Origin of the sequence: Duffyella sp. Ts4, from assembly GCF_051851875.1 — a bacterium.
GTDB classification, from domain to species: Bacteria; Pseudomonadota; Gammaproteobacteria; order Enterobacterales; family Enterobacteriaceae; genus Duffyella; species Duffyella gerundensis.
Genome location: NZ_JBLYPN010000008.1, coordinates 97,044 through 118,438, shown reverse-complemented (window position 1 = coordinate 118,438; position 21,395 = coordinate 97,044). Strand labels below are relative to the sequence as shown.

19 protein-coding genes are annotated in these 21,395 nt (G+C 53.0%); 11 read left to right on the top strand and 8 right to left on the bottom strand.

Translation table 11 applies throughout. The annotated features are described in order from the left end of the window. Positions 1 to 239: 239 nt before the first annotated feature. Entirely contained in the window at positions 240 to 1,217 is a 978-nt protein-coding gene (locus ACJY2L_RS13670) for a VirK/YbjX family protein (protein ID WP_439214209.1), read from the top strand. Positions 1,218 to 1,304: 87 nt separating this feature from the next. On the opposite strand, the gene ACJY2L_RS13665 is transcribed toward ACJY2L_RS13670, so the two are convergent. The 4 genes from ACJY2L_RS13665 to ACJY2L_RS13650 form a co-directional block, all read right to left on the bottom strand. Next, entirely contained in the window at positions 1,305 to 1,670 is a 366-nt protein-coding gene (locus ACJY2L_RS13665) for a hypothetical protein (protein WP_439214208.1), read from the bottom strand. Then, positions 1,667 to 2,743 carry a glycosyltransferase family 9 protein gene (locus ACJY2L_RS13660; protein WP_439214207.1) on the bottom strand — a complete coding sequence of 359 codons (1,077 nt, stop codon included), beginning with the start codon at positions 2,741 to 2,743 and terminating at the stop codon, positions 1,667 to 1,669. Before ACJY2L_RS13660 ends, ACJY2L_RS13665 begins: the two co-directional genes overlap by 4 nt. A gap of 150 nt (positions 2,744 to 2,893) precedes the next feature. After that, complete coding sequence (locus ACJY2L_RS13655) at positions 2,894 to 5,947, bottom strand: efflux RND transporter permease subunit (RefSeq protein ID WP_439214206.1); 3,054 nt, start codon at positions 5,945 to 5,947, stop codon at positions 2,894 to 2,896. Continuing rightward, positions 5,948 to 7,066: an efflux RND transporter periplasmic adaptor subunit gene (locus ACJY2L_RS13650; protein ID WP_439214205.1), complete on the bottom strand. Its 1,119-nt coding sequence runs from the start codon at positions 7,064 to 7,066 to the stop codon at positions 5,948 to 5,950. Positions 7,067 to 7,317: 251 nt separating this feature from the next. Between ACJY2L_RS13650 and ACJY2L_RS13645 the strand changes: the two genes are divergently transcribed. Next, entirely contained in the window at positions 7,318 to 8,730 is a 1,413-nt protein-coding gene (locus tag ACJY2L_RS13645; protein WP_439214204.1) for an efflux transporter outer membrane subunit, read from the top strand. 54 nt (positions 8,731 to 8,784) lie between these two features. Further along, positions 8,785 to 9,675, top strand: a complete 891-nt coding sequence (locus ACJY2L_RS13640; RefSeq protein WP_439214203.1) for a hypothetical protein — start codon at positions 8,785 to 8,787, stop codon at positions 9,673 to 9,675. 241 nt (positions 9,676 to 9,916) lie between these two features. Here ACJY2L_RS13640 and ACJY2L_RS13635 read toward each other — a convergent pair whose 3' ends face one another. Together ACJY2L_RS13635 and ACJY2L_RS13630 are read right to left on the bottom strand one after the other, a co-directional pair. Beyond that, on the bottom strand, positions 9,917 to 11,128 hold the full coding sequence (locus ACJY2L_RS13635) for a sensor histidine kinase (RefSeq protein ID WP_439214202.1): 1,212 nt from the start codon (positions 11,126 to 11,128) through the stop codon (positions 9,917 to 9,919). Further along, the gene (locus ACJY2L_RS13630) at positions 11,125 to 11,808 is read right to left on the bottom strand and encodes a response regulator (protein WP_439214201.1); all 684 of its coding nucleotides are present in this window, start codon (positions 11,806 to 11,808) and stop codon (positions 11,125 to 11,127) included. The genes ACJY2L_RS13635 and ACJY2L_RS13630 overlap by 4 nt, the downstream gene beginning before the upstream one ends. Positions 11,809 to 11,907: 99 nt before the next feature. On the opposite strand from ACJY2L_RS13630, the gene ACJY2L_RS13625 reads away from it, so the two are divergent. Next, positions 11,908 to 12,693, top strand: coding sequence for a MipA/OmpV family protein (locus ACJY2L_RS13625; protein ID WP_439214200.1), 786 nt, complete (start codon positions 11,908 to 11,910; stop codon positions 12,691 to 12,693). A gap of 172 nt (positions 12,694 to 12,865) precedes the next feature. On the opposite strand, the gene ACJY2L_RS13620 is transcribed toward ACJY2L_RS13625, so the two are convergent. Both ACJY2L_RS13620 and ACJY2L_RS13615 read right to left on the bottom strand, forming a co-directional pair. Next, positions 12,866 to 15,370, bottom strand: coding sequence for a S8 family peptidase (locus ACJY2L_RS13620; protein WP_439214199.1), 2,505 nt, complete (start codon positions 15,368 to 15,370; stop codon positions 12,866 to 12,868). Next, complete coding sequence (locus tag ACJY2L_RS13615; protein ID WP_439214198.1) at positions 15,351 to 16,388, bottom strand: AAA family ATPase; 1,038 nt, start codon at positions 16,386 to 16,388, stop codon at positions 15,351 to 15,353. Before ACJY2L_RS13615 ends, ACJY2L_RS13620 begins: the two co-directional genes overlap by 20 nt. A 521-nt stretch (positions 16,389 to 16,909) precedes the next feature. On the opposite strand from ACJY2L_RS13615, the gene ACJY2L_RS13610 reads away from it, so the two are divergent. From ACJY2L_RS13610 to ACJY2L_RS13580, 7 genes are read left to right on the top strand one after another with little or no spacing between them, the layout of a single operon-like run. After that, entirely contained in the window at positions 16,910 to 17,245 is a 336-nt protein-coding gene (locus ACJY2L_RS13610) for an RAQPRD family integrative conjugative element protein (protein ID WP_439214197.1), read from the top strand. Continuing rightward, positions 17,245 to 17,487, top strand: coding sequence for a TIGR03758 family integrating conjugative element protein (locus ACJY2L_RS13605; protein ID WP_067437306.1), 243 nt, complete (start codon positions 17,245 to 17,247; stop codon positions 17,485 to 17,487). The genes ACJY2L_RS13610 and ACJY2L_RS13605 overlap by 1 nt, the downstream gene beginning before the upstream one ends. A gap of 29 nt (positions 17,488 to 17,516) precedes the next feature. Beyond that, positions 17,517 to 17,906 carry a TIGR03745 family integrating conjugative element membrane protein gene (locus tag ACJY2L_RS13600; protein WP_439214196.1) on the top strand — a complete coding sequence of 130 codons (390 nt, stop codon included), beginning with the start codon at positions 17,517 to 17,519 and terminating at the stop codon, positions 17,904 to 17,906. Between the two features lie 13 nt (positions 17,907 to 17,919). Next, positions 17,920 to 18,285: a TIGR03750 family conjugal transfer protein gene (locus tag ACJY2L_RS13595; RefSeq protein ID WP_439214195.1), complete on the top strand. Its 366-nt coding sequence runs from the start codon at positions 17,920 to 17,922 to the stop codon at positions 18,283 to 18,285. Further along, positions 18,282 to 18,938: a PFL_4703 family integrating conjugative element protein gene (locus ACJY2L_RS13590; RefSeq protein ID WP_110412169.1), complete on the top strand. Its 657-nt coding sequence runs from the start codon at positions 18,282 to 18,284 to the stop codon at positions 18,936 to 18,938. Before ACJY2L_RS13595 ends, ACJY2L_RS13590 begins: the two co-directional genes overlap by 4 nt. Next, positions 18,938 to 19,855, top strand: a complete 918-nt coding sequence (locus tag ACJY2L_RS13585; RefSeq protein WP_439214194.1) for a TIGR03749 family integrating conjugative element protein — start codon at positions 18,938 to 18,940, stop codon at positions 19,853 to 19,855. Before ACJY2L_RS13590 ends, ACJY2L_RS13585 begins: the two co-directional genes overlap by 1 nt. Then, complete coding sequence (locus tag ACJY2L_RS13580; RefSeq protein WP_439214193.1) at positions 19,845 to 21,386, top strand: TIGR03752 family integrating conjugative element protein; 1,542 nt, start codon at positions 19,845 to 19,847, stop codon at positions 21,384 to 21,386. The genes ACJY2L_RS13585 and ACJY2L_RS13580 overlap by 11 nt, the downstream gene beginning before the upstream one ends. The last annotated feature ends 9 nt before the right edge of the window (positions 21,387 to 21,395 follow it).

Sequence of the window (21,395 nt, the reverse complement as noted above, 5' to 3'; positions counted from 1 at the left end):
CGCCCGGATTTTTAGACTATATCACACCAGAATTTATTGACCGACATAACGGTATTTTTTTTGTGCTGACTGAACATTGATTTCATATTGACTCAATATTGATTATCGCACGTTAAAGTAGCCGGCAAGCAGAAAAATTTACAGCGTCATTAATTCTGCATGCCTGCATTATCTTCACTGGTAAGGCATTGCTGAAAGAGTTGACGAATCAGAATAACGGCAGTTTCCGGAAAACCATCATGTCACTCATTGTCAATAACCACACTGCAGTTTCACTCCCTCAGACACCCTTTAGACTTTATTACGCTTTATCAAAAGGAGGCGTTCAGCCGCATAAATTCTGGAACTCCCGGCATTTTCGGTTTAAATTTTTCATGCGCTCTCTTCTCATGCCGGTAAAAACCTACCAGCTTCTGAATTTTATTACTAGCCATAAGGCATACAATGAGCTTCTTAAAAATCAACCCCGATTGCCCTGCAGGGTTCACAGGCCGTATTTAAGTTCCTCTCTTACGGTAACAGAAAAAGCAGAGGCTATTCTTTACCACTACAGAACATTTACGCACCTTCTTGGCGACGAAGGATTCAGACAACATATCAGCCCTGAAGGGCTGTGTCTGAGCCGGTTTACAGGAAAGGACGATCAACTCTTTACCCTTCAGTTTGTATCAACGTACAGGCTGGATAAAGAGGGTGAAGCCAGCATTATTCTGCAGAATAGCACCGGTAAAATGCTGGCAGAGATAACGTTTGTGCTTTGTGTCCGGAACAAATCACGAACATTGATTGTCGGTGGTCTGCAGGGACCTAATGGAGATAATGCTCAGGAGCTTGTTCAGCAGGCGACCAAAAGTTTATATGGTATTTTTCCCAAGCGACTGGTCCTGGAATCGCTGGTACAGGTCGCTGACCTGTTCGACGCCAGTAGCATAATTGCTGTGTCGAATAAACTTCATGTTTACCAGTCGGTCAGATATAAAGACAGAATTAAGCACATACATGCGGATTATAATTCTTTCTGGGAAATGTCCGGGGGTGTTTTGCAGAAAGACGGTTTCTATTCCATTCCTCTTGAGATTATCAGGAAAAAACTGGAAGATGTACCCAGTAAAAAACGCGCTGAATACAGGCGCCGGTATGAACTCATTGATGTCGTCAGAAGCCAGACGCATCTGACACTTACACGGTTTACATCAGGAGCAAAGACCGTAAAATAATGTGATTTAAACCCAAAACATCATCCGCCGTTAAATATGTTACGGCGGATAGTAGGGTTATCCAATACTGGCTTTCCGCCCGGAGTGTCAGTAACCCATGCTTTTGTTGTTTTCATCCCATACACCGCGACGCGCAGTTGCCGTCAAAAACCCAACGGTCATATTATTCCCTGCGGCCTTTGTTCCATGCATAAAGTGTTTTAGTCTGATCTGCCATTTTCTTTTGATCGCAGTGCGAAAAAAAAACGTTTCGTGGCAGAAGTTTTTATTATCAATTTTGTAGGTGGAGAAAAAGTCTGCTATTAACACCCACAGCTGATGTTCTTCAAGATTAAGCTTAAATATTGGATATTCGCCCTCCTGAATCTTATGGTAAATGCCAAAGCAGTCAGGCTGATTGTAATACTCGAGGAATTGCACAATTTCGTTATCTTTAATGGCTTCCCGATTCATTTCATGTGCTCCATACTTGACGTAACCGCGGCCAAAACAATCTCAGGTGAAATTCCCGTCATCGGATGAACCTCTTTACTGGCAGGCGGCTGGTGAATCACCCGGTGCAAATGGGGGTCCTGAAAGGGGCCGGTACGAAGCGGATTGGCTTTAGCAAACAGGCTGACCGTCCTTATCCCGGCTGCTATGGCAATATGCATCGGTCCGGTATCTCCGGTGACCAGGACGTCAAGGCTCATGATCAGCGTAACCAGCTCGTCAAGCTGCGTTTTGCCGGCATATCGCCTGATCCGATCACGCACTTCAGGCGGAACACCGTCACAGAAATCTTTCTCCAGCGATTGTTCGGCCCTGGAGCCCGTGATGACAATCTCCACATCGGGATAGTGCTCAGTGAGCGCGATCGCCAGCTGACAAAATCTGGCCGTGGGCCACCGGCGGGCTTCTCGTGAGGCCCCCAGCTGAAAGCCTATTCTGACTGGCCTGCGGTCTGTCACCGGCTTCTGATAACGTGACGGAAGATGCATTCTGCTAAGCGTGTCATCAGCGCCCAGTAGCCGGATAAGTTTCAGTTTTCTGGCAATAGTGTGTCCGTTGAATTCTCCGGACCATGCATGCAGAAGCGGATTCAGATCAGCAGGGGTATTCCCGTAATTATCACGTATAACGATACCGGCATTGGATATCAACGCTGCCATAACATCATAAGGATAATGTGCGTGCAGAATGACGCATAGATCGGGTTTAATACGGCGCAGCTTTCTGATTAAAGGAATAATACGCATGATTTTATTATCCCACTGAATAATACTTTCAAACCAGCCGTACTGTTTAACCAGAGACATATTCTTTTCGCTGCTCACAAGCGTAAATGAAGCACAGGGAAATCGTGATTTAAGAGAATAGATTGCTGGCGTATTCATAAGAAAGTCGCCGAGCGCAGTGGTTGAAAATACAACCACATTCCGGGGGTGAATAGTGCCCAGATTATCTTTTTGCGGCACTGCCCTGCGGGATATAAATACATAGGTGTTCAGAAAAAGAGTAATCATTTTTCTTCTTAAAGCTTTCATGATCAGAGTAAACCTGTTTGAATAAAAATTACCTGCCGATAGCTTAATTAAACAAGCCTTCCGGGTTATCAACATTCAGCATTAATATGCTTGCCGCCTTTCCCTGCGCCACTGCAGGCTGACGCTGCAGCGGCGCAGGAATATCTCTTTTTATGTGCGTTTTTTTCTGTTCTCCCATTCGAGAAGATACGTCATCAGGGCCGGGAGTAGTGTCAGTGTGAAAGCGGTAGCAGCAATCAGGCCTCCGATGATCGCGTAGGCCATCGGGCCCCAGAAAACCTGCCGGGCAATGGGGATCATGCCGAATATTGCCGCACAGGCAGTGAGCATGATCGGTCTGGCGCGATGAGCTGCAGCGTGGCTGACGGCGTCATCAATGCTCATCTTAAGCCTGATGTTGTTATCCACCTCGCTTATCATGATGATGGCATTCCTGATTATCATTCCGCTCAGGGCAATCACGCCCAGAATGGCGACAAATCCCATAGGCGTGCCTGTTGGCACGAGCGCGGCCACCACGCCGATAAATCCAAAGGGGGCCATTAACGTGGCCAGAATTACCCGGGAATAGCTTTGCAGTTGCAACATCATCACACCCAGCATGCAGGCCAGCGTGACGGGCAGAACGTCAAAGAGCGAACTGTTACCCTTATCAGCGTCCTCTGATGCGCCACCTTCGGAGATATGATAATTGTCTGGCAGCTTCTGGTTTATGGCCGTTATTGCAGGGGTAAGGCTGGCAGAGATATCATCTGCATTCTGTCCCGATGCCACGTCTGCCTGTATGGTGATAAGTGATGCGCGATTGCGGCGCTCGATTACCGGCGTTTCCAGACCCCAGGTTAGGGTGGCCACCTGAGCCAGCGGTACATTCACGCCGTTACTGTTACGAATGAGCATGCTGGCAAGATTCATCGTGTCCTGCTGCTCTTCTTTTTCTGGACTCAGTACCAGGTCTGTAAGGCGATCGGCATTACGCACGCGTGTAATCACAGCACCGCTGTAATATGTTCTCAGCGCCTGAGCTATCTGCTCTCCGGACAGCCAGGCAAGCCGCGCCTGCGTCTGGTTGACCTTAATTCTGATTGCGCGCTGAGGCTCACCTGACGTGAGATTAATATTCCGTATTTCACTGTGGCTGCCCAGCGTCTGCGTCAGTTGCTGCGCAATTTCCCGGACCTTTTCGCTGTCGGGCCCCTGTACACGATATTTAATTGGCCAGCCCACCGGCGGACCCAGCTCCAGCGGCGTAACGCGGGTGACATAAGCACTGTAGCGTCTGTCCAGCAATGCCGTCAGGCGACTCTGCAGGGCATGACGCGCTTCGAGGCTGCTGGCGACCAGAACCAGCTGAGCTCGGTTTTCAGCGTCGGACTGGACATCCATCGGCAGATAAAAGCGTATCGCACCTGTGCCGATGTAAGATGAATAGCGGCTGAGGCCTTTTTCCTTTTCCAGTTCCTTTTCAAAGGACTCCACAACACGCATCGTTTCCTGCTGCGTTGTGTCCTCGGGAAAGGTGAAGCTGATCAGTAGCTCGGGCCTGTCCGAGGACGGGAAAAACTCTGATTTCATCCACTGAGCTGACCATACTGAAATCAGCAACAGGAAAACCGAGCCGCATAGAATCTGCAGCCTGTGGCGCAGAGTATAGTGGAGCAGAGATGCATATCCCCGCGCAAGCCGCCCCTGTCCGTGACCATGCTGCCTGAGTTGTTTTGGCAGGATCCAGACGCCACTTAAAGGAGAAAAGAGCACTGCTACAACCCATGAACTCAGCAGTGAGATAAGCACTACGACAAAAAGTGAATAGCAATATTCACCTGCAGCCGATTTTGCAAAGCCAACAGGTATAAATCCGGCGATCATAACCAGTGTGCCGGTCAGCATCGGGAAAGCCGTCGTTGTAAAGGCGCTTGCGGCAGCCTTTTTAAGCGACTCACCACGCTCCAGGCTGGAGACCATTGACTCAATCGTTATCATGGCATCGTCAACAAGCAGCCCCAGCGCGATAATCAGTGCGCCCAGTGAAATCCTCTGTAGTCCTATGCCGGCCAGATACATGCCGGCAAACGTCATCGCCAGTACAATCGGAATCGCAACGGCGACAACCAGGCCGGCGCGAAGCCCCAGAGAAATGAATGAAACTGCCAGCACGATAACGATAGCTTCGGCCAGCACATGGATAAAGCCAGAAACGGCGTCCTCTACCACTACAGATTGATCGGCAACACTGCTTATCGTAACGCCAAGGGGCAACCGGCTGCGAACCTGCTCAATCTTTTCATCCAGCGCCCTGCCGAACTCAAGCATGTTACCGCCAGCGGCCATTGCAATGCCGATCCCAACAGCAGGCTTTCCGTTGACGTGAAAGACAGGCCGGGGCTGATGCGAGGGTTCAACATCAATATCTGCCACGGATGTCAGGGGAAACGTATTTCCTCCGATCGTCAGGACTTCACCGCGAAGACTTTCAGCGGACGTCAGCGCACCGTCGAGCGCAATATCGATGATGTCTTTATCTGTACGCAGAACGCCTGCCTCGGCTACTGCGTTCTGCGCGCGCAGCGCTTCGATCAATGATTCAGGCGTAATACCCATCTGAGCGAGACGACGCGGGGAGTAGCGAAGAACAATCTGGTCATCCTGAGTACCCAGTAACTGAGTCAGTCCAATTCCGGGCACGCTTAGCAGCGCTTTCTGAATCTCCTCTGCCTTGTTTGTGAGCTGCCTGTTGCTGTATCCCTCAGCGACAATGCCGAGTACGGTGCCATAGGTCGCGTCATATTCATCGTTGACCATTGGCTCACCGACCCCATCGGGCAACTGAACGGACAGATCGTGCATCTTTTTACGCAGGAGCGCCCAGGTTGGCTTTACCTGATCAGGTGGCGTTTCGTCCCTGAGGTTTACAGTAATTTCTGCGCTTCCACGCCGCGTCTGGCTTTCAATGCTGTCGATGTAAGGCAGCTCCTGAACCGTCTTTTCAATTTTATCCGTGACGTGACTGACCATGTCATCAGGTGACGCACCAGACCACCCGGCGCTGATGATTGCCGTTTTGATAGTAAATGCCGGATCCTCTTCTCTCGGTACGGCCTGATAACAGATGTAGCCAATTGACATAATAAGGAGCAGCAGGAAGCTGACGATTTGCTGATGTTCTATCGCCCAGGTGGAAAGGTTAAATTTTCCCGATTTCATTTACTGGACTCCATCCTGCACGGTAATTTTCATGCCCGGAGTCAGCCTGCTCACGCCAGCTGTTACGATCTGCTCACCTTCAGTAAGTCCGGCGGAAACCGCAGCGGTGTCGCCGCTGTAATATCTGACCGAAACCGGGCGAAGCTCGAGAGTTTTCGCCTCAGGTGAAACCACATAGACAGCCGGTCGATCGCTTTTACGTGTCAGTGAAGCCGCAGGGATAACGTAGACGCGGTCGCTATCCTGAATGACCTCTCCGGTAAGCACTGAGCCGAGCGGGACGGTAACGTCTTTTTCATCAAGCTTCGCTTTCACCGCTATCAACAGCGTCTGAGGATCGCTCTGTGGGCTCACCGTCAGCACGGTCGCACGGGCGGTGCCGCCATTTTCAAATTTGACGCGCAGCTTATCTCCCGGATGAAGAGACTCACTGAATGCCGGAGGAAAATTCATAATAAGTTGTTTATCTTCATCGCTGGCGAACTGCATAATTTGCTGATCCTGTGACAGGATTTGCCCTGGCGCAGCGGAAACAGCGGTGATAACACCACTGAAAGGCGCTCTGAGAAGGTTAAAGTCTGAATCATTCGTTGCCTCAGCCAGTTGCGCAGCAGCCCGCGTACGCTGCGCCTTAGCGGCAGCCAGCGTGGACGCCGACTCCTGAAGCCTGGCGCGTGGTGCGGTACCTATCTCAACCAGCTTCAGCATTCTCGCCGAGTCCTGCTGTGCCTTGCTCAGCTGAGCATCGGCTTCGCTGAGTGCGGCACGTGCAGAAAGAACCTGCTCTCTGCTTTGCGTGGAATCCAGCCTGGCAAGTACAGCTCCACGACTCACGCGCGTGCCGACGTCAACGCGTCGCTCGGCGAGGCGGCCACCGGTACGAAAACTCAACGAGACCTCTCTGGCCGGTAGAAGCTTTCCTGACCAGTTCACCTGTTTTGCGGGCACAGATGCGGCCACGGTGTTTGCTCTGACAAGGGGGGGCGCGGGTGAATCCGCACGTCGGGGTTCATCACAGCCACTCATCAGCAGAGTCATGAATAACCCGGCAATCACTAAATGAGTTCGGCGTGATACAAAATCACGGGGGAGAAACGTTAGTCCGGTTTTTATTTTCATCTGAATTATCTGAAGAGGGATCCGCAATAGGAAAATTAACGGGCTCAGTTTAATTCCGGCAGTTCAAGGAACGCTGAAGGCAGAGTCAAGAATTGGTCAAGAATGAACACTCAACTGAATAAATAATGCCATTGTTTAATTCTTGATATTTCCTTGGTCGCCCGTTGATAAAGAAGTTGCACAATACCCGGACTTAACGTCAAACCAGACATTTTATTCTGACATTATTCAACCGGAAAACGATTCGTACAATGACAACCAGCGCGTTTAACCGTCACGCCGCTTTACTTATGGCATGCAGCTTTCTGGCAGGCTGCCAGCTACAGCCTGACTATAAAAAACCAGACGTGAGACTGCCCGAACAGTGGAATCAGCAGTACAGCGCGCAGAGGTATATTGATACGGGAAAAAGGGGTGATTTTTACAGGGATGCAAACCTTCAGGTGATAATCAGTCTCGCGCTCAGAAATAATATGGATTTAAAAGGAGCCGCCCTTAACCTCAGAAAAGCGCAGGAGTTATACGGAATTGAGCGTCTGTCGCTTTTGCCCTCGATAAACGCATCTTTTTCACAGACATCGGCACATGAGCCTGCTGGTCTGCTGGATACCGTTGATACGGGGGCACTGACTTATCACCAGTTTGACGCAAAGCTGGTTTCCGCCTCATGGGAGCTGGATTTCTGGGGCCGTCTGCGCAGTATGAAGGACGCCGCACTTAACGACTTTCTGGCTACAGATGCCACCGCGCGCGCGCTGAGGCTCTCCATTGCCGCTCAGGCTGCGTCGTCATACCTGACATTTCTTGCTGACAAAGAGAGCCTGAAACTGGCTGAAGAAAAAGCGGCCAATCTTCATCAGATGCAGAGCATGCAGTCGTCCGCCTGGAAGCTGGGTGACATCAGTCAGGAGACGCTGGTCAGCCATGATACTGCGCTTCGCCGCCAGCGGCAGGAGGTTGCGAAGCTGCAGGCTTCGATTCAGAAAGAATACAACACCCTGCAACTGCTACTGGGCAGTAATCTTCCGGGCAGTCAGGTGAATAATGTTGCTTTTGCGGATATTGGTGATTTCCCACTCCCGCAGCCGGCTTTGCCATCTGCTGTTCTTCAGAAGCGACCTGACGTTGTTGCAGCCGAGTTCAGGATGAAACAGGCAAATGCAGATATTGGCGCGGCCCGGGCTGCCTTCTTCCCTTCAATATCGCTCACCGCCTCAGGTGGCAGCTCCTCTGCTGAGCTGAGCGATTTGTTCTCGGCCGGTACCGCCGCATGGAGCTTTTCCCCGAATATTAATCTTCCCATATTCAATAACGGAAGGAACATGGCAAACCTTCGTGCGGCCGAAGTTTCCCAGCAGGCTGCCGCAGTTGACTATGAAAAAGTTATTAAACAGTCGTTCCGGGACGTATCCGACGCCATAGCAGGGCGTCAGGCGGGACGATCGCGGTATGAAGAATCTGTGAGCCTTGCTGAAAATAGCGCGGAGTTGCTGAAAATGACAAAACTGAGCGCCCAGGCAGGTGATCGCTCCCGATTTGAATGCCTGGAAGCTGAAAACAGCCTTCTGGATGCAAAGCGGGAAATTAATGAAGAGCGCCTTCAACTTTTTCTGCAGGAAATACAGCTTTACCAGGCGCTTGGCGGTAACGTCAGTTCAGGCTGAATGGCTCAGCGTCTGTTCAGTCAATCATAAAGTAATCAGTTTTGAGTGAAAAAAATGAGTCAGTTTAAAAGAACGTTGTACGGCTGGAAAACGTCTGACGCCAGTATTTATGAATACTGTTACAAGCGCTATGGTGGAAGCGTTAACATGCATCCGGATGTTATTCGATTTTTCTCAACACATAACCGTCAGCCCGTTGCGTATTACCATAAAGAGAAAAATGGCGAATATATTGCTGCCTATGCTCTGCTGACACCAAAGAAAATTGGTGTGGAACAATGGAAAGAATTTCCGCTTTCTTATGACGAAATCATGATACCAGTAGCGAAAGGAGAAACACTTCTTTTTCCTGAGAAAGCCAACAAAATATCTCATTTCAATAAGGATAATTTCAGAAACGTTAATTTTTCTGTGGCAAGGAAAACGAAAGTCTGTTTTGCGAAGAACAGCTATTCGTCCAAAACAGAAAAAAACCGCCGCAACGAGTACAACCGGTTTCTTCGGGCAGGTGGGCGTTGTTGCGATATGAATCAGTACAGTGCGGAGGAGCTGGCGGACTTTTACATTTTCCTTTTTAAGTCGCGATTTACCGACAAACTGGAGTGCTATTCCCGGGAAAACCTCATCACCATTATGCGCAGTATGGTGCGGATGATTTTTGGCCATATACTTTTCATCGATAATGAGCCCTGCGCCATGGATCTTATCTTCATGGCTGAAAGTGATAGCATAATCTATTTCGATGTACCTAATGGTGGCGTTAATATGAAATACACCGATCTGAGTCCGGGAAGCTTGCTGATGTGGAAAAATATAAGTTCGGCGAAGGAATACTGTGCACTTAATAGAAAAGAGATGAGATTTTCAATGGGTTCAGTCGGTAAAGACTGGGCGTATAAACTGCGATGGTCCGAGGCACTGACTACAGGAAAGGTAATATTTTAGGGCAACGATAACAAAAATTTAATGACTGATTAATACTGACATCAAAAACATAACTATAAAAATCACTCCCGACAAAAGGAGGAGGAGAGGATTTTTGTCTATCAGATAACCCATTAATCGCAGTAGAGAAATAAAATCATCGTAATGCATGCATGCCCCCGGAGCTGCATGCATTACAGACTATTTAAATCCAGATATGGTCAAGATTCTTTCAAGATTTACTTTAAAAGCACAAATTGCTTTAAGATTCATGCATAGGGATTTTTACTATAAAAGTCATTCCTCCATGCTGGTTACGGTGTGCGTCCAGCACGCCTCCGTGCGCCTGACATATGGTCGCTGCGATAGAGAGTCCAAGACCGGAACCACCGGAATGACGGGCGCGAGAGGCATCTGCACGTGAAAAGCGTACAAAGATATTCTTCATAAACTCATCGCTCACGCCCGGTCCGTGATCGCTGCAGGAAATGTAGAGGTGTTCTTTTTTCAGCCCGTATTCAACTTCGATCACTTTTCCGTCAGCTGCGTATCTTATTGCGTTATCCAGCAGCACTAACAACACCTGACCCAGCCTGAAAGCATCTGCATGGCATTGTACTTCTGGCTGATTGAGCAACGAAACGCTGATATCATTTTCCATAAGGCGTGGCCTGACCCATGCTATTTTTTCCCGGATCAGCTCACCGACGTTGCATGCTGTCCTGTTCAGATGCAGCTGACCCGCATCAGCGAGCGATAACAGGTGCAGGTCATCAACCAGGTGATTCAGAACCTGCAGCTGGCGCATCACCATATTCAGCTGATCCTGAGAAGGTTCAAATACACCGTCCAGCATACCCTGCAGCCGGCCAATTGATGCCGTCAGCGGCGAGCGGAGTTCGTGAGCCAGCGCGACATTCGACGCCTTTAGCTCTCTTTCATAGCGGGAAAGCTGACCGGACATGACATTGATATCCTCTGACAGCCGTTTTAACTCATCCGGGAGCTCTTCCGGCACAGCCGTGCTGACCCCAAAATTACCTCGGGTGATCGCACGCGCTACGGAAGCCAGACGGCTGATATGAACCGAGATAGGTCGAACTGAGCGTAACATGATAAAAAATAAAATCGGGGCCGCGATCATCACAAGCGCGAGCAGTAAAATCCAGTCTGATGTTGCAATAGAGGGGTCGGAGTAACTGATGCCGAACCATTTATCCGTAATTTCATGATACCGGCCAGGATTGCTTTCAGGATTTTTTTGTAATAACGAAAGTTCCGCCCGGACTTCGGGAGGCATTTCGTAAGCCACCCAGGTATTCGTTATGAAATAGCGGAACCACATGCAGAACGCAATGATAACGATGCAGCCTATTACCAGTGAAAACAAGCGTCTGTAAATCCAGTTCTTTAGAGAATTAATTTTTCCGGGCCCGGACTCTTTTTTAGCCTGGTTTGCGCCGATGGGGTTCATATTGCAGCCATCCGATAGCCAATTCCGCGAACATTAATCAGCACATTGGATTGTCCTGCGGCTTCCAGCTTCTTTCTCAGGTTATAAATATGCGTATCAACCACGCGCTCCAGTGCGTTGCTGTCGGGGAGGCAAGCCTCAAGCAGGGCTTGCCGGGTAAAAGCTTTTTGAGGAGACGCCATAAAAGTTATCAGTACCGAAAGTTCAGTTGCCGTCAAATCCAGCGCAATCCTTCCTTCCGGTCCCTCAATACTGGCCTGCATCGCTTCCAGGTCAGCAAAAATCTTATCATGACGCAGAGATTTGGCCGCAGGGGTTGCACCGGAGCGGCGCAGTACAGCCTGCACCCTGGCCACCACTTCTCCCGGATTATAGGGTTTAACGACGTAATCATCAGCACCATAACGAAGCGCGCTGATTTTATCGGGCCCGTCACCGATAGCGGTCACCATGATAACGGGAACATCGGAACGCCGGCGAAGAGTAAGGAGTATGTCCGTTCCGCTCATACCCGGCAGCATAACGTCCAGCAGGATAAGATCAGGCTTTTCACTTGTAGCCAGTTCCAGCCCCTTGTGCCCGTCATGCGCCATCACGATCTGAAAGTGGTCTCTTCTCAGATACGCTTCCAGCACGTTTGCCGCATCCAGGTCGTCTTCTATGATCAGTATTTTTTTCATTTCGTGCCTTGATAGAATCTTGATTATTACTGGACTGCTAATTGATTAATGAAGGGCATAATTGCCATTCATTTAAGGATATTACAGATAATATTAACCATGAAGAAATATAATAAGTTCATTCCAGCCGTAATTATCTTCCCGTCCGCATTGATGTCTTTTAGCGTGCTTGCAGATGCTGACCCTGCCACTGACATTACTGTCGGAGTTGGCGTTCAGGAAATGGCAAAGTACAGCGGTTCGGATGAAGATACCTATAGTGTACTCCCTTATCTGAAAATTCAGCATGGCAACTTCTTCCTGGATTCAGACAAAGGCCTGGGCTATCAGTATGCATGGGATAATGGCCTCTATGCGGGAGAGACGCTGGGCTACTCTGCTGGCAGAAAAGACAGCGACGCCGACTGGCGCGACGGTTCAGACAAGCTTAAAGGGATGGGGAAGATAAAGGCGGCGATTAATTCTACATCAACGCTTGGGTGGCAGATTAATCCTTACCTGGCGCTTGAAGGAAACGTAATTGCCCCTCTGACTGACAGTCAGGGCATGCAATATAATGCAGGACTGAAATTTAAACTGCTGGAGACATCGTCGGACACGCTTGAAATATCTTCAAAAGCCAATTTTGGCGATGCAAGATTTATGAATACCTTTTACGGTGTGAATGCTGAACAGAGTGCTAACTCTGGTTACAGTGCATATAAAACGGGCAGCGGATTGTACAGTTATGATGCTGGTTTATCCTGGACTCACGCGTTCAACGATAACTGGTGGAGCTATGCTGATGTGACATATACGCAGCTGACATCTAAAGCCAAGGACAGTCCTATCGTGAAGCGCGCTGACAACACAAGCGTAACCGTTGGACTATTTTACTCTTTCTGATACTGATACCTGTGGCTGGAGATGTTCACCAGCCACTCAGTGAAGTTATTCAGCCTGCGCTCCTGACAACGACCTGCCTAAATGGCGTCAGTAACCCGATTTAAATCGAAGATGCCCGGTATGTTAAAGCCCCATCACTTCCCCATTACTGAGCGGGGAGTCGCAGGTATTATCAGGTCACTATATGGACGGCATTTTGAATGAGCGTCTCTACTTTCACTTCAACAGGTGTCAGCAGATCGACGTTAACACCCGGTACATGAATGGAAACAATTAGACTGTATCGTGCGTCTGAATTGTATCGCTCCAGGGCCTGACGCGTTCGCCACCATCCCTGTGCAGGAAAAACGGCAAGCTTGCCACAGTTCGCCAACTCAGCTGCTGAGCCCCGCCAGATATCCTGATGTAGCGAGCCGCGGTGACGCTGATTAGCGCCCAGAAGCCAATTGTTATCACTTCCTGTTCGGCGATCCCCCTCTTCTTCCGCAGCAGCATTCACGCGCACAATGAAGTCTTCATCCCTTTCATGAGGGCGCTTCATCACGAAACGCAGGCGGTGTGAAGGATAATGGAAGCGTGATTTATGCCCACGGGCGGACGGGTTAGGTTCAATGAAATAAGAAAGCGTTACGCGCATCTCAACCTCAGCGCCCTGCAGAGCCAGAAGTTCATCTACAGGCCAGGGCAGAGCATGCAGGTTCATGTCCCGGGTTTTTACACCTTTGCGTGTTTTAATATAAGGCTTGAGGCTACTCTCCTCCACCAACGTCAGGCTGTTACTGACGCTCCAACAGGCCAGCTCCATATCGGGAACTCCCCATCCGCAGTGGCGTACCAGGCTGACATAACCCGTCTGACTGTTCGATGGGAACATACGCAGCATTTCCGCTGTCCAGCGCGCAGAATGGGTAATGAGTGCGCGGATGGTCTCAGGGCGATAGCCAGGATAAAGGTCCATCAGACTGGCAGCCATTCGGGCACATAATGCAGAGGCCGCGCTGGTAGCGTTGGTTGTCCAGTAAAGACGACGATGTGGATTGTATGCAGTAGTTAAAAGTTCCAGCTCAGGGAAGTTGTCGACATCGTTACCGTTGGATGCTGCATTACCGCCCTCAAACACTACGTCTGGCTTAAGCGGCCATTCACTGCTCCAGGCTGAAGAAGTTGAGGAAAATGGGCTAATGCCGCCCTCAGCTGCGACAGGCCTGAATTCAGCGTAGTCCAGCGTGGTTTTCTCCGTAAAGGCCCCAACAGTCAGCGCATTCCACGCCTGCCCTGGATCGTGTATCTGATTGACCGACAGGCTGTCCGGATAGGTATTCCAGTGATTGCGGTCAAAAATATTGCCCGCTGAGAGCACAAACAAACGCGGGATAGGAGCCTCCGCGTCAGCATCGGCGGCCAAGCTGTCTACCATCGCCGACCAGGCAGATGGGCGGCCAAGATCACGGTAGAACGTTGACGTTACAGCAGAGCTGAAAACGCGGCGCCTGCTGCCGTTAAAGACCTCTGGCCGATTTACCGCCTCGCTGAACAGACGGGCGTGCTGTTTTGCTTCACCCACGTTTGCGCCCTGCGCAGGCGTAAGTTTCACCGACTCAAGGCGGTGCCTGATGACAAGGGATTTTCCTGAGGAGAGCGCATCATAAAGGTCACCGAATGCAGCTAAACCCGCCATGCCAGTACCATGGTCGGCACGATCGTCAGTCCCCCAATCTGGATTGACGGTATGCATATCATTTTCGCTCAGAAGTGGTTCAAGGAGAGGGTGTCCCCGGTTAACGCCCGAGTCAAGAAGGCACACAAAGGGAACATCTTCATCTTCCGCGGGAGCTTCAAGGCGAAGTAGCGTTTCCTGAGCCCACAGGCGCTGATCATCCTGTCTTAGCCCGGTGAAAAATTCTGCCGTGTCTTTAGCCCGCCGCAATTCAGCAATAGAGTTAAGTAGTATCGCGCCCTGAGCGAGCTGATGCTGAGACCCAAACATCCAGGTTACGGTGCGCTCAGGAAATGTCACAATATGCTCACTTAACTCACAGTGCGTTGCTTGTACCAGCACCCTGAAGTCGTGAAGAACGGCTGCGCGATCGCCTTTCACGGGGAGCCAGACTTCCCACCAGAATGCAAGCGCTTCGTCCGCAGGGAGCAGATCCGGAACATCAGTCCAAAGAGAGCGGAGGGTAGCAAGACGAATGTCCGCCAGGGTGTTAATCAGTGGCTTATTATCAGCGGCGACACCATCCGCGCGTGTTTTCCGGTTTACATAATCAATCAAATACTTTTCAAAGTGCTCGATTTTCCCTTGGGGAATAAACACATTTGCTGAGATAACATCCCCATCCTTCCGCACACTCAACAGCTCGATTCTTTGTGTCGGGTCACGTGGCGTTTCGTATTTCAGGCTTTCAAAAGCCAGTGGCACATCAGCACGGCCCACAAATTCCACCTGTACACCCGCACCACTGCGCAGTTCAGCCTGGTCCTGCGCTTCATGATTCTGAGCTGCAATAATACGTATATTCTCGAGTCGACTCAGGAGGAATCCAGCATGCTGTTCCCGGTTGAGTTCGGGCAGTGCAGGACGGCTACCACGCGAGGTATGAGCAGTATATCTGAGCGCTGTTGATGTTCCTGGGAGAGTCAGGTGTAGTCTTCGTTTATTTGTGGATTCCGTCATTTTTCGCTGGACTCAGTCCTTTATTCGTTAGCCTTCTACCGATAACATGCCGCTCTTCAAGCGCTTTTTTAAGTAGGCTCAGCTCCGCGCGACTGCTGTCATTCATGATGGCATCTTTGATTGATTCATCTGCCGCGCGGCAGATTTCCGCATAGCTCAGTCCTTCCAGAAGTGCGGCCACACTGGCTCTGCGGAACGGTTTAGGAGTAAAGTCACCCAAACGCGACTGCAGCAGAGCCTGCGCCTGCTTCACCGAGGGCAGATGATACTCAATTACGTCATCAAACCGGCGGAACAGTGCGTAATCGAGAACTTCAGGATGGTTAGTTGCAGCAATGATGACGCTGTTTGAATTATCCTGTTCAATCATCTGCAGAAAGCTGTTCAGTACTCGACGAATTTCACCCACATCGTTGGTGAGAGTACGCTGCGAACCAATAGCATCAAACTCATCAAAGAAATAGACGCCACGGATCTCAGCGATGGCATCAAACACCTGACGCAGCTTTGCGGCAGTTTCACCCATAAACTTAGTAATCAGTGCGTCCAGACGAACCTGAAAAAGCGGGATTCCAAGCTCGCCAGCCAGCGCAGAGGCGGTCATAGTCTTTCCGGTTCCTGGCGGTCCAACCAGCAACACTTTGCGGCGAGGTGACAGCCCGTGTTCACGAATACGATTCATCATCCGCTGCTCGCGAATAATTCGCTGAAGCTGAGATTCGGCTGATGCTTCCAGCACAACATCAGACAAACGGTAGTCTGGCTCGCTGATACTAAGCAGGTTGCCAAGATCGGTACGAGACTTTGCAGCACCGGCGAGTGGTACAAGTTTGCCGTCTTTACCGCTGGTAAGCTTTGCTTTGCCTTTATCAAGCATACCTACCAGCTCTTCAGCAAGCCGACCATGTCCCTGCCGTGCTTCGTGCGCAGCAACTTGCATGGCCACTGAGTAAAAGTGTCCATCATCGCGACTGATATGCGATTTAATAAGTGCTTTAATTTGCTCTGCGCTTGCCACGTTGTTAACCCTGCTATTCTGAGCCTGTAGAGGCATTCATTCCTTTAAGAGTGTAGCAATGAAGCAGATCCCGAGTAAATGTTATCCACCCTCTACACCACAATTAAGCCCCTATAGAAATCACGGTGTGTTGCGCTGAAAAATTACTAGCATTCAATTTCAGAATGGCCTTTAACCTTGCTGCTTTTTCAGGTTCTGAATACTACAACGACATTTAGTGATAACGATTGAATGTCCGTTGATCGCTCATAGCTGACTTTAATGCCCTAACTGCTTACCCACTGTTTTCACCAGGCTGGCCGACGTTACCTGAACTCGTTTCGGGTAATGTCGTCAGCAGGCAAGCCGCGCAGCGGTGCGACAGTAAGAATTAATAGTTACAACACTCTAAAATATTTTAACCAATTCGCCTCACCTCAACCTCTCCCAATTAATTTTCATTTTCGGGTAATGAATTAACGGCTGACCCGTTCGCCCGGATTCCGCATCCTTACCGCACCAAACAACCACTGGAGGTGCATATGAAATCTTTTCGCCCGGTAGCCCGACTTTTTCTGTGTGGCGGCGTGCTGGGCCTTTCATCTCTCACGGCGCTGTCAGCTCAGGCATCTGAAAAGGATGAGCTGACGTCCGCCCAGCGCATGATCGTTCAGGTGCAGGCGTCGCTGGAGCGTGCCCGGGTGGCCGCCGCCCAGGAGGATAACACGGAGCGTGGCCGCTACTTCTTTGACTACCAGCGCGCCAGCGCCGACCTGCGCACCATCAGCGCCGGCATCGATCGTTACCTTGAGCCGTCCCGGGCACAGCCACGCGATCTGTCGGGCGTGGCCGGTAACTACCGCCGGGAACGCCCCTGATGGCGATGACCGCCGCGCAGGAAGCGGCCTTTAAAGCCGCCTCAGGAAATCTGGAACCCGGCGGGATGCACCTGCTGTGTCTTGGCCTGCTGATTGGCTTCCTTTTTTTCTGGGCCGCCTGGGCCATCGTCGACGTCTGGTCGGGCTGGTCCGGGGATCGCGTTAAGTCAGCCGCCATGGGCAGGGCCGTGGTCCGCACGGTTTTATTGTTAGTCGTAAGTATCTGGATGTTTTGCAGTTAACCCTTAATCAACCCAATACAGGTGAAATCATGTCTACATTTTCTTCCGTTCTGTCCCGCGTTTCAGTTAAAGCCAAATCAGCCTGGGCACGCCTCTTCACCGCGGGCCTGCTGAGCGCGTTTGCCGCCGCCCCTGCCCTGGCCGATCTGCCTCAGGTTGAGGGGCCAACCTCAGGCGGCGCCGGCAACGGCCTGATGGGCACCCTGAGCGGCCACGTACAGGACGGCCTTGTGCTGGGCGGCCTGGTGCTCTGCGGCTTTGCCTTCTTCAAGGTGGCCGAGGCGAGCCTGGTGACGTTCGGCGAGGTGCGCAACGACCGCGCCTCATGGACCAAATTCGGCTCCATCGTGGTGGTGGGTATCGTTCTGCTGGTTGCCGTTATCTGGCTGCTGGGCAAATCTGCCGAAGTTATCAGCTAAGGAGCACATCCGGATGGCGACCATTCGCTTTCTGCCGGATCGCCTGAACTCTGAGCCTGTTGTTTTTCGGGGGTTTACCACCCCCGAGTTGGGAATGGCGGCGCTGGCGGGGGTGGGCATCGGTTTTGTGCTCTCCCTGCCCTTCGCCTTCATTTTTGGCTGGCTGGCGGTCCCGACGGTGGCCCTGCTGCTCCCGCTCGTGCTGATCGCCTTCGGCGGCAGATGGCTCGCCGCCAGAAAGCGCGGCAAGCCTGAGAACTACCTGTGGCAGCAGGTCGCGCTGAAAATGCGCCGCACGGGCTTCGGCGATCCTTCACTCATCATCGACTCGCGGGGCTGGTCCCTGCGTCGCAGCAAGAGCATCAGGAGTACCAAATGAGTCGTTTTCGCCACGCGGTTAAGGGCCGCGATCAGCATATTTTTACCCTGCGGGCGGCCTGCGTCGTGTTGCTGTTACTGCTGATGACTGCCCTGGGCGGCTGGATGCGCGCCCCGGAAAAGCTGACCATTCATAACCCGCCGGACCTGCGCAAGGGCAGCACCCGCCCCTGGTGGGAAATCCCGCCGCCGACGGTATACGGCTTTACCTATTACATATTTCAGCAGCTCAACGCCTGGCCCAAAAACGGCAAGGTGGACTATCCCGCCCGCATTCAGTCGCTGTCCTCCTATCTCACGCCGCAGTGTAAGGCGTTTCTTGAGGAAGACGCGAAGCAGCGCGGAGAGAAAAACGAGCTTACCGACCGCGTCCGCGTGGTTTATGAAATTCCCGGTCGCGGCTACGACACCAACAGTGTGAAGGTGGTTGACCGCGATAACTGGGTCGTGAAGCTGGACCTGGTCGCGGATGAATACTACCTCACCGAGCCGGTCAAGCGCGTGACCGTGCGCTACCCGATCAGGGTCGTCCGCTGGGACGGCGACTCCGAGACTAACCCGTTCGGCATGGCCCTGGACTGCTACGACGGCATTCCGCAGCGCCTGTCCGCAGCGCCGGAGCTGCCTAAACACACCAACAAGGGGATGTTCTGATGATGTGCTCAACGTTAACGTTCAGCTCCCGCGCCTGCCTGGTGGCGCTGTCGCTTGCGCTGATCCCGGCAGCCATACTGGGCGCGGCGCCGGCGCGGGCCGACGAGCTGATGAAGTGGGAGCGCGTTCCCCTGCAGATCCCCCTGAAAACCGGCGCCGAGCGCGTTATTTTTGCCGATAAAAACGTGCGCGTCGGCTTTCCGCCCGCGCTGAACGGCAAGCTGCGCGTGCAGAGCACCGGCGGCGCAGTCTACCTGAAGGCCGACAGCGACTTCCCCGCAACCCGCCTGCAGCTGCAGGACATGGAGTCGGGCGAGGTGATCCTGCTGGACGTCCGCGCCGCCGGCACGGGCCCGACCGAGCCGGTTAAAATCATTTACAGCGGCGACGTTAGCACGGCCGGCAGCGCCGCCGCCGACGCTGCCCCGACGTCCGGCGAGGACGCCGGCAGGGCGCCGGCCCGGCGCAAAAAGGTCAGCTACAAGGCGCCCATTCCGGTACTGCTGACGCGCTACGCCGCGCAGAACCTGTACGCCCCGGTGCGCACGGTCGAAGGCGTGCCCGGAATTCATCCGGTTAATCCGCACCTGCCGTCCCGCATCACCACGCTTTACCCCTCGGCGCCCGTGACCGTGTCACCCGTGGCCGGCTGGGGCGCGGCCGGGCGAACCGTGGTGGCGCTGCGGGTGCGCAACACCTCTTCCCAAAAGATCGTGCTCGATCCGCGGGAGCTGCAGGGCCAGTTCATCACCGCCGCCTTCCAGCACCGCTGGCTGGGCGCCGCCGGCACGCCGGAGGACACCACCACGCTGTACCTGGTCACCGCCGGCCGCGCCGGTGAGGCGTTCGTGCGCGAGCCGTCCACCGCCCGCAAGGCAGTCCGTTCCGCCCAGAAGGTGATCCGCTATGAAGATTAAGTCAAACGGCCTGGTTAAGGTCCTGGTGCCGGCGGTTCTCGTCGCCGGCGGTTTTATCGCGGTCAAGAGCCACAACAGCAAGGCGCCCGAGCCCGCCGCGCAGACGTCTGCGCAGGCCGACCCGGCGCTGGCGAACCTCTCCCCGCAGGAGCTGAAGGCGCTCGGCGTCGAGGGCGACACGCCGCAGGACACGCTGAAAACCATCGTGGGATCCCTGAACGCCGTGCGGCAGCAGCAGGCCACGCTGAACAAACAGAACGCCGACCTGCTGGACGAGAATAAAAAGCTGCGCGAGCGGAATCAGAACGTGTCCGGGCAGGTTAACGAGGCCGTTCAGGGCGTTCAGAAGGGCTTCAGCGACCGCGAAAAGCAGCTGCGCCAGCAGCAGAACGCGCTGACGTCAAAAATCAACGACCTGACCTCCCAGCTGCAGAAAACCGGCAAGGGGCTGGCCGACAAGGCCGGCGGCCAGGACGGCGACATTCCGCTGGGCCTCGGGCTGGACGGCATGGGCGCGGGCAGCGGCGCCACGGCGGCGGCGGGCGGCGACGGCCTGATATGGGTAACGCCGCAGGACGGCAAAAGCACCCAGTCCGGGCAGGGCGGCAGCGGCAACGCCTCAGCCAGCGCCGGCGGCACAACGGCCTTTCCGACCTCCTTCATGAGCGAAAATGCCGTTACCCGACAGAAGGCAAACTATGAACAGCAGGTTAAGGGTTCAACCAGCGAAAAAGGTGAGGAAGACGAGGCCGAGCCGGTCTACACCCTGCCGGAAAACTCCACGCTCATCGGCAGCCGCGCCATGACCGCCCTGCTGGGCCGCGTGCCGGTCAACGGCACCGTGACCGATCCGTATCCCTTCAAGGTGCTTATCGGTAAGGACAACCTGACCGCCAACGGCATCGAGCTCCCGGACGTGGAGGGCGCCATCGTGTCCGGCACGGCCTCGGGCGACTGGACCCTGTCCTGCGTCAGGGGCCAGGTCAGCAGCATTACCTTTGTGTTCACCGACGGCACGGTGCGGACGCTGCCGAAGCCCGACCGCAGCGGCAAGTCCGGCAACGGTCAGAACGCACAGAACGGCAGTAAAGACACCGGCACAAACGGCGGCATCGGCTGGATTTCCGACGAGAACGGCATTCCGTGCATTTCCGGCACGCGTAAATCCAACGCGTCCACGTACCTGCCGACGCTGGGCCTGCTGGGCGCCGCCGGCGCGGCCGGCGATGCGGTGGGCCAGAACCAGCAGACCAGCCAGACCAACGCCTACGGCGGCGTCACCTCCACGCTGACCGGCGACGCCGGACAGGCCGTGCTCGGCAAGGCGATTTCCGGCAGCTCCGACGAGATCACCGAGTGGGTGAAGCAGCGCTACGGCCAGACCTTTGACGCCATTTACGTTCAGCCGGGCGCGCACCTCGCCGTGCACATCACCCGCGAGCTGGCAATTGACTATGAAGACAAGGGCCGCAGGGTGCGCTACGACTTCACCCTGCCCGGTGAAGACGGCAGCACCGGCGGGCTCGACTGAGGAGAAGTG

Bases quoted from the DNA above. Each gene is read 5' to 3' on its own strand.
- ACJY2L_RS13670 (WP_439214209.1), top strand. From the start codon at position 240: ATGTCACTCATTGTCAATAACCACACTGCAGTTTCACTCCCTCAGACA.
- ACJY2L_RS13665 (WP_439214208.1), bottom strand. From the start codon at position 1,670: ATGAATCGGGAAGCCATTAAAGATAACGAAATTGTGCAATTCCTCGAG.
- ACJY2L_RS13660 (WP_439214207.1), bottom strand. From the start codon at position 2,743: ATGAAAGCTTTAAGAAGAAAAATGATTACTCTTTTTCTGAACACCTAT.
- ACJY2L_RS13655 (WP_439214206.1), bottom strand. From the start codon at position 5,947: ATGAAATCGGGAAAATTTAACCTTTCCACCTGGGCGATAGAACATCAG.
- ACJY2L_RS13650 (WP_439214205.1), bottom strand. From the start codon at position 7,066: ATGAAAATAAAAACCGGACTAACGTTTCTCCCCCGTGATTTTGTATCA.
- ACJY2L_RS13645 (WP_439214204.1), top strand. From the start codon at position 7,318: ATGACAACCAGCGCGTTTAACCGTCACGCCGCTTTACTTATGGCATGC.
- ACJY2L_RS13640 (WP_439214203.1), top strand. From the start codon at position 8,785: ATGAGTCAGTTTAAAAGAACGTTGTACGGCTGGAAAACGTCTGACGCC.
- ACJY2L_RS13635 (WP_439214202.1), bottom strand. From the start codon at position 11,128: ATGAACCCCATCGGCGCAAACCAGGCTAAAAAAGAGTCCGGGCCCGGA.
- ACJY2L_RS13630 (WP_439214201.1), bottom strand. From the start codon at position 11,808: ATGAAAAAAATACTGATCATAGAAGACGACCTGGATGCGGCAAACGTG.
- ACJY2L_RS13625 (WP_439214200.1), top strand. From the start codon at position 11,908: ATGAAGAAATATAATAAGTTCATTCCAGCCGTAATTATCTTCCCGTCC.
- ACJY2L_RS13620 (WP_439214199.1), bottom strand. From the start codon at position 15,370: ATGACGGAATCCACAAATAAACGAAGACTACACCTGACTCTCCCAGGA.
- ACJY2L_RS13610 (WP_439214197.1), top strand. From the start codon at position 16,910: ATGAAATCTTTTCGCCCGGTAGCCCGACTTTTTCTGTGTGGCGGCGTG.
- ACJY2L_RS13605 (WP_067437306.1), top strand. From the start codon at position 17,245: ATGGCGATGACCGCCGCGCAGGAAGCGGCCTTTAAAGCCGCCTCAGGA.
- ACJY2L_RS13600 (WP_439214196.1), top strand. From the start codon at position 17,517: ATGTCTACATTTTCTTCCGTTCTGTCCCGCGTTTCAGTTAAAGCCAAA.
- ACJY2L_RS13595 (WP_439214195.1), top strand. From the start codon at position 17,920: ATGGCGACCATTCGCTTTCTGCCGGATCGCCTGAACTCTGAGCCTGTT.
- ACJY2L_RS13590 (WP_110412169.1), top strand. From the start codon at position 18,282: ATGAGTCGTTTTCGCCACGCGGTTAAGGGCCGCGATCAGCATATTTTT.
- ACJY2L_RS13585 (WP_439214194.1), top strand. From the start codon at position 18,938: ATGATGTGCTCAACGTTAACGTTCAGCTCCCGCGCCTGCCTGGTGGCG.
- ACJY2L_RS13580 (WP_439214193.1), top strand. From the start codon at position 19,845: ATGAAGATTAAGTCAAACGGCCTGGTTAAGGTCCTGGTGCCGGCGGTT.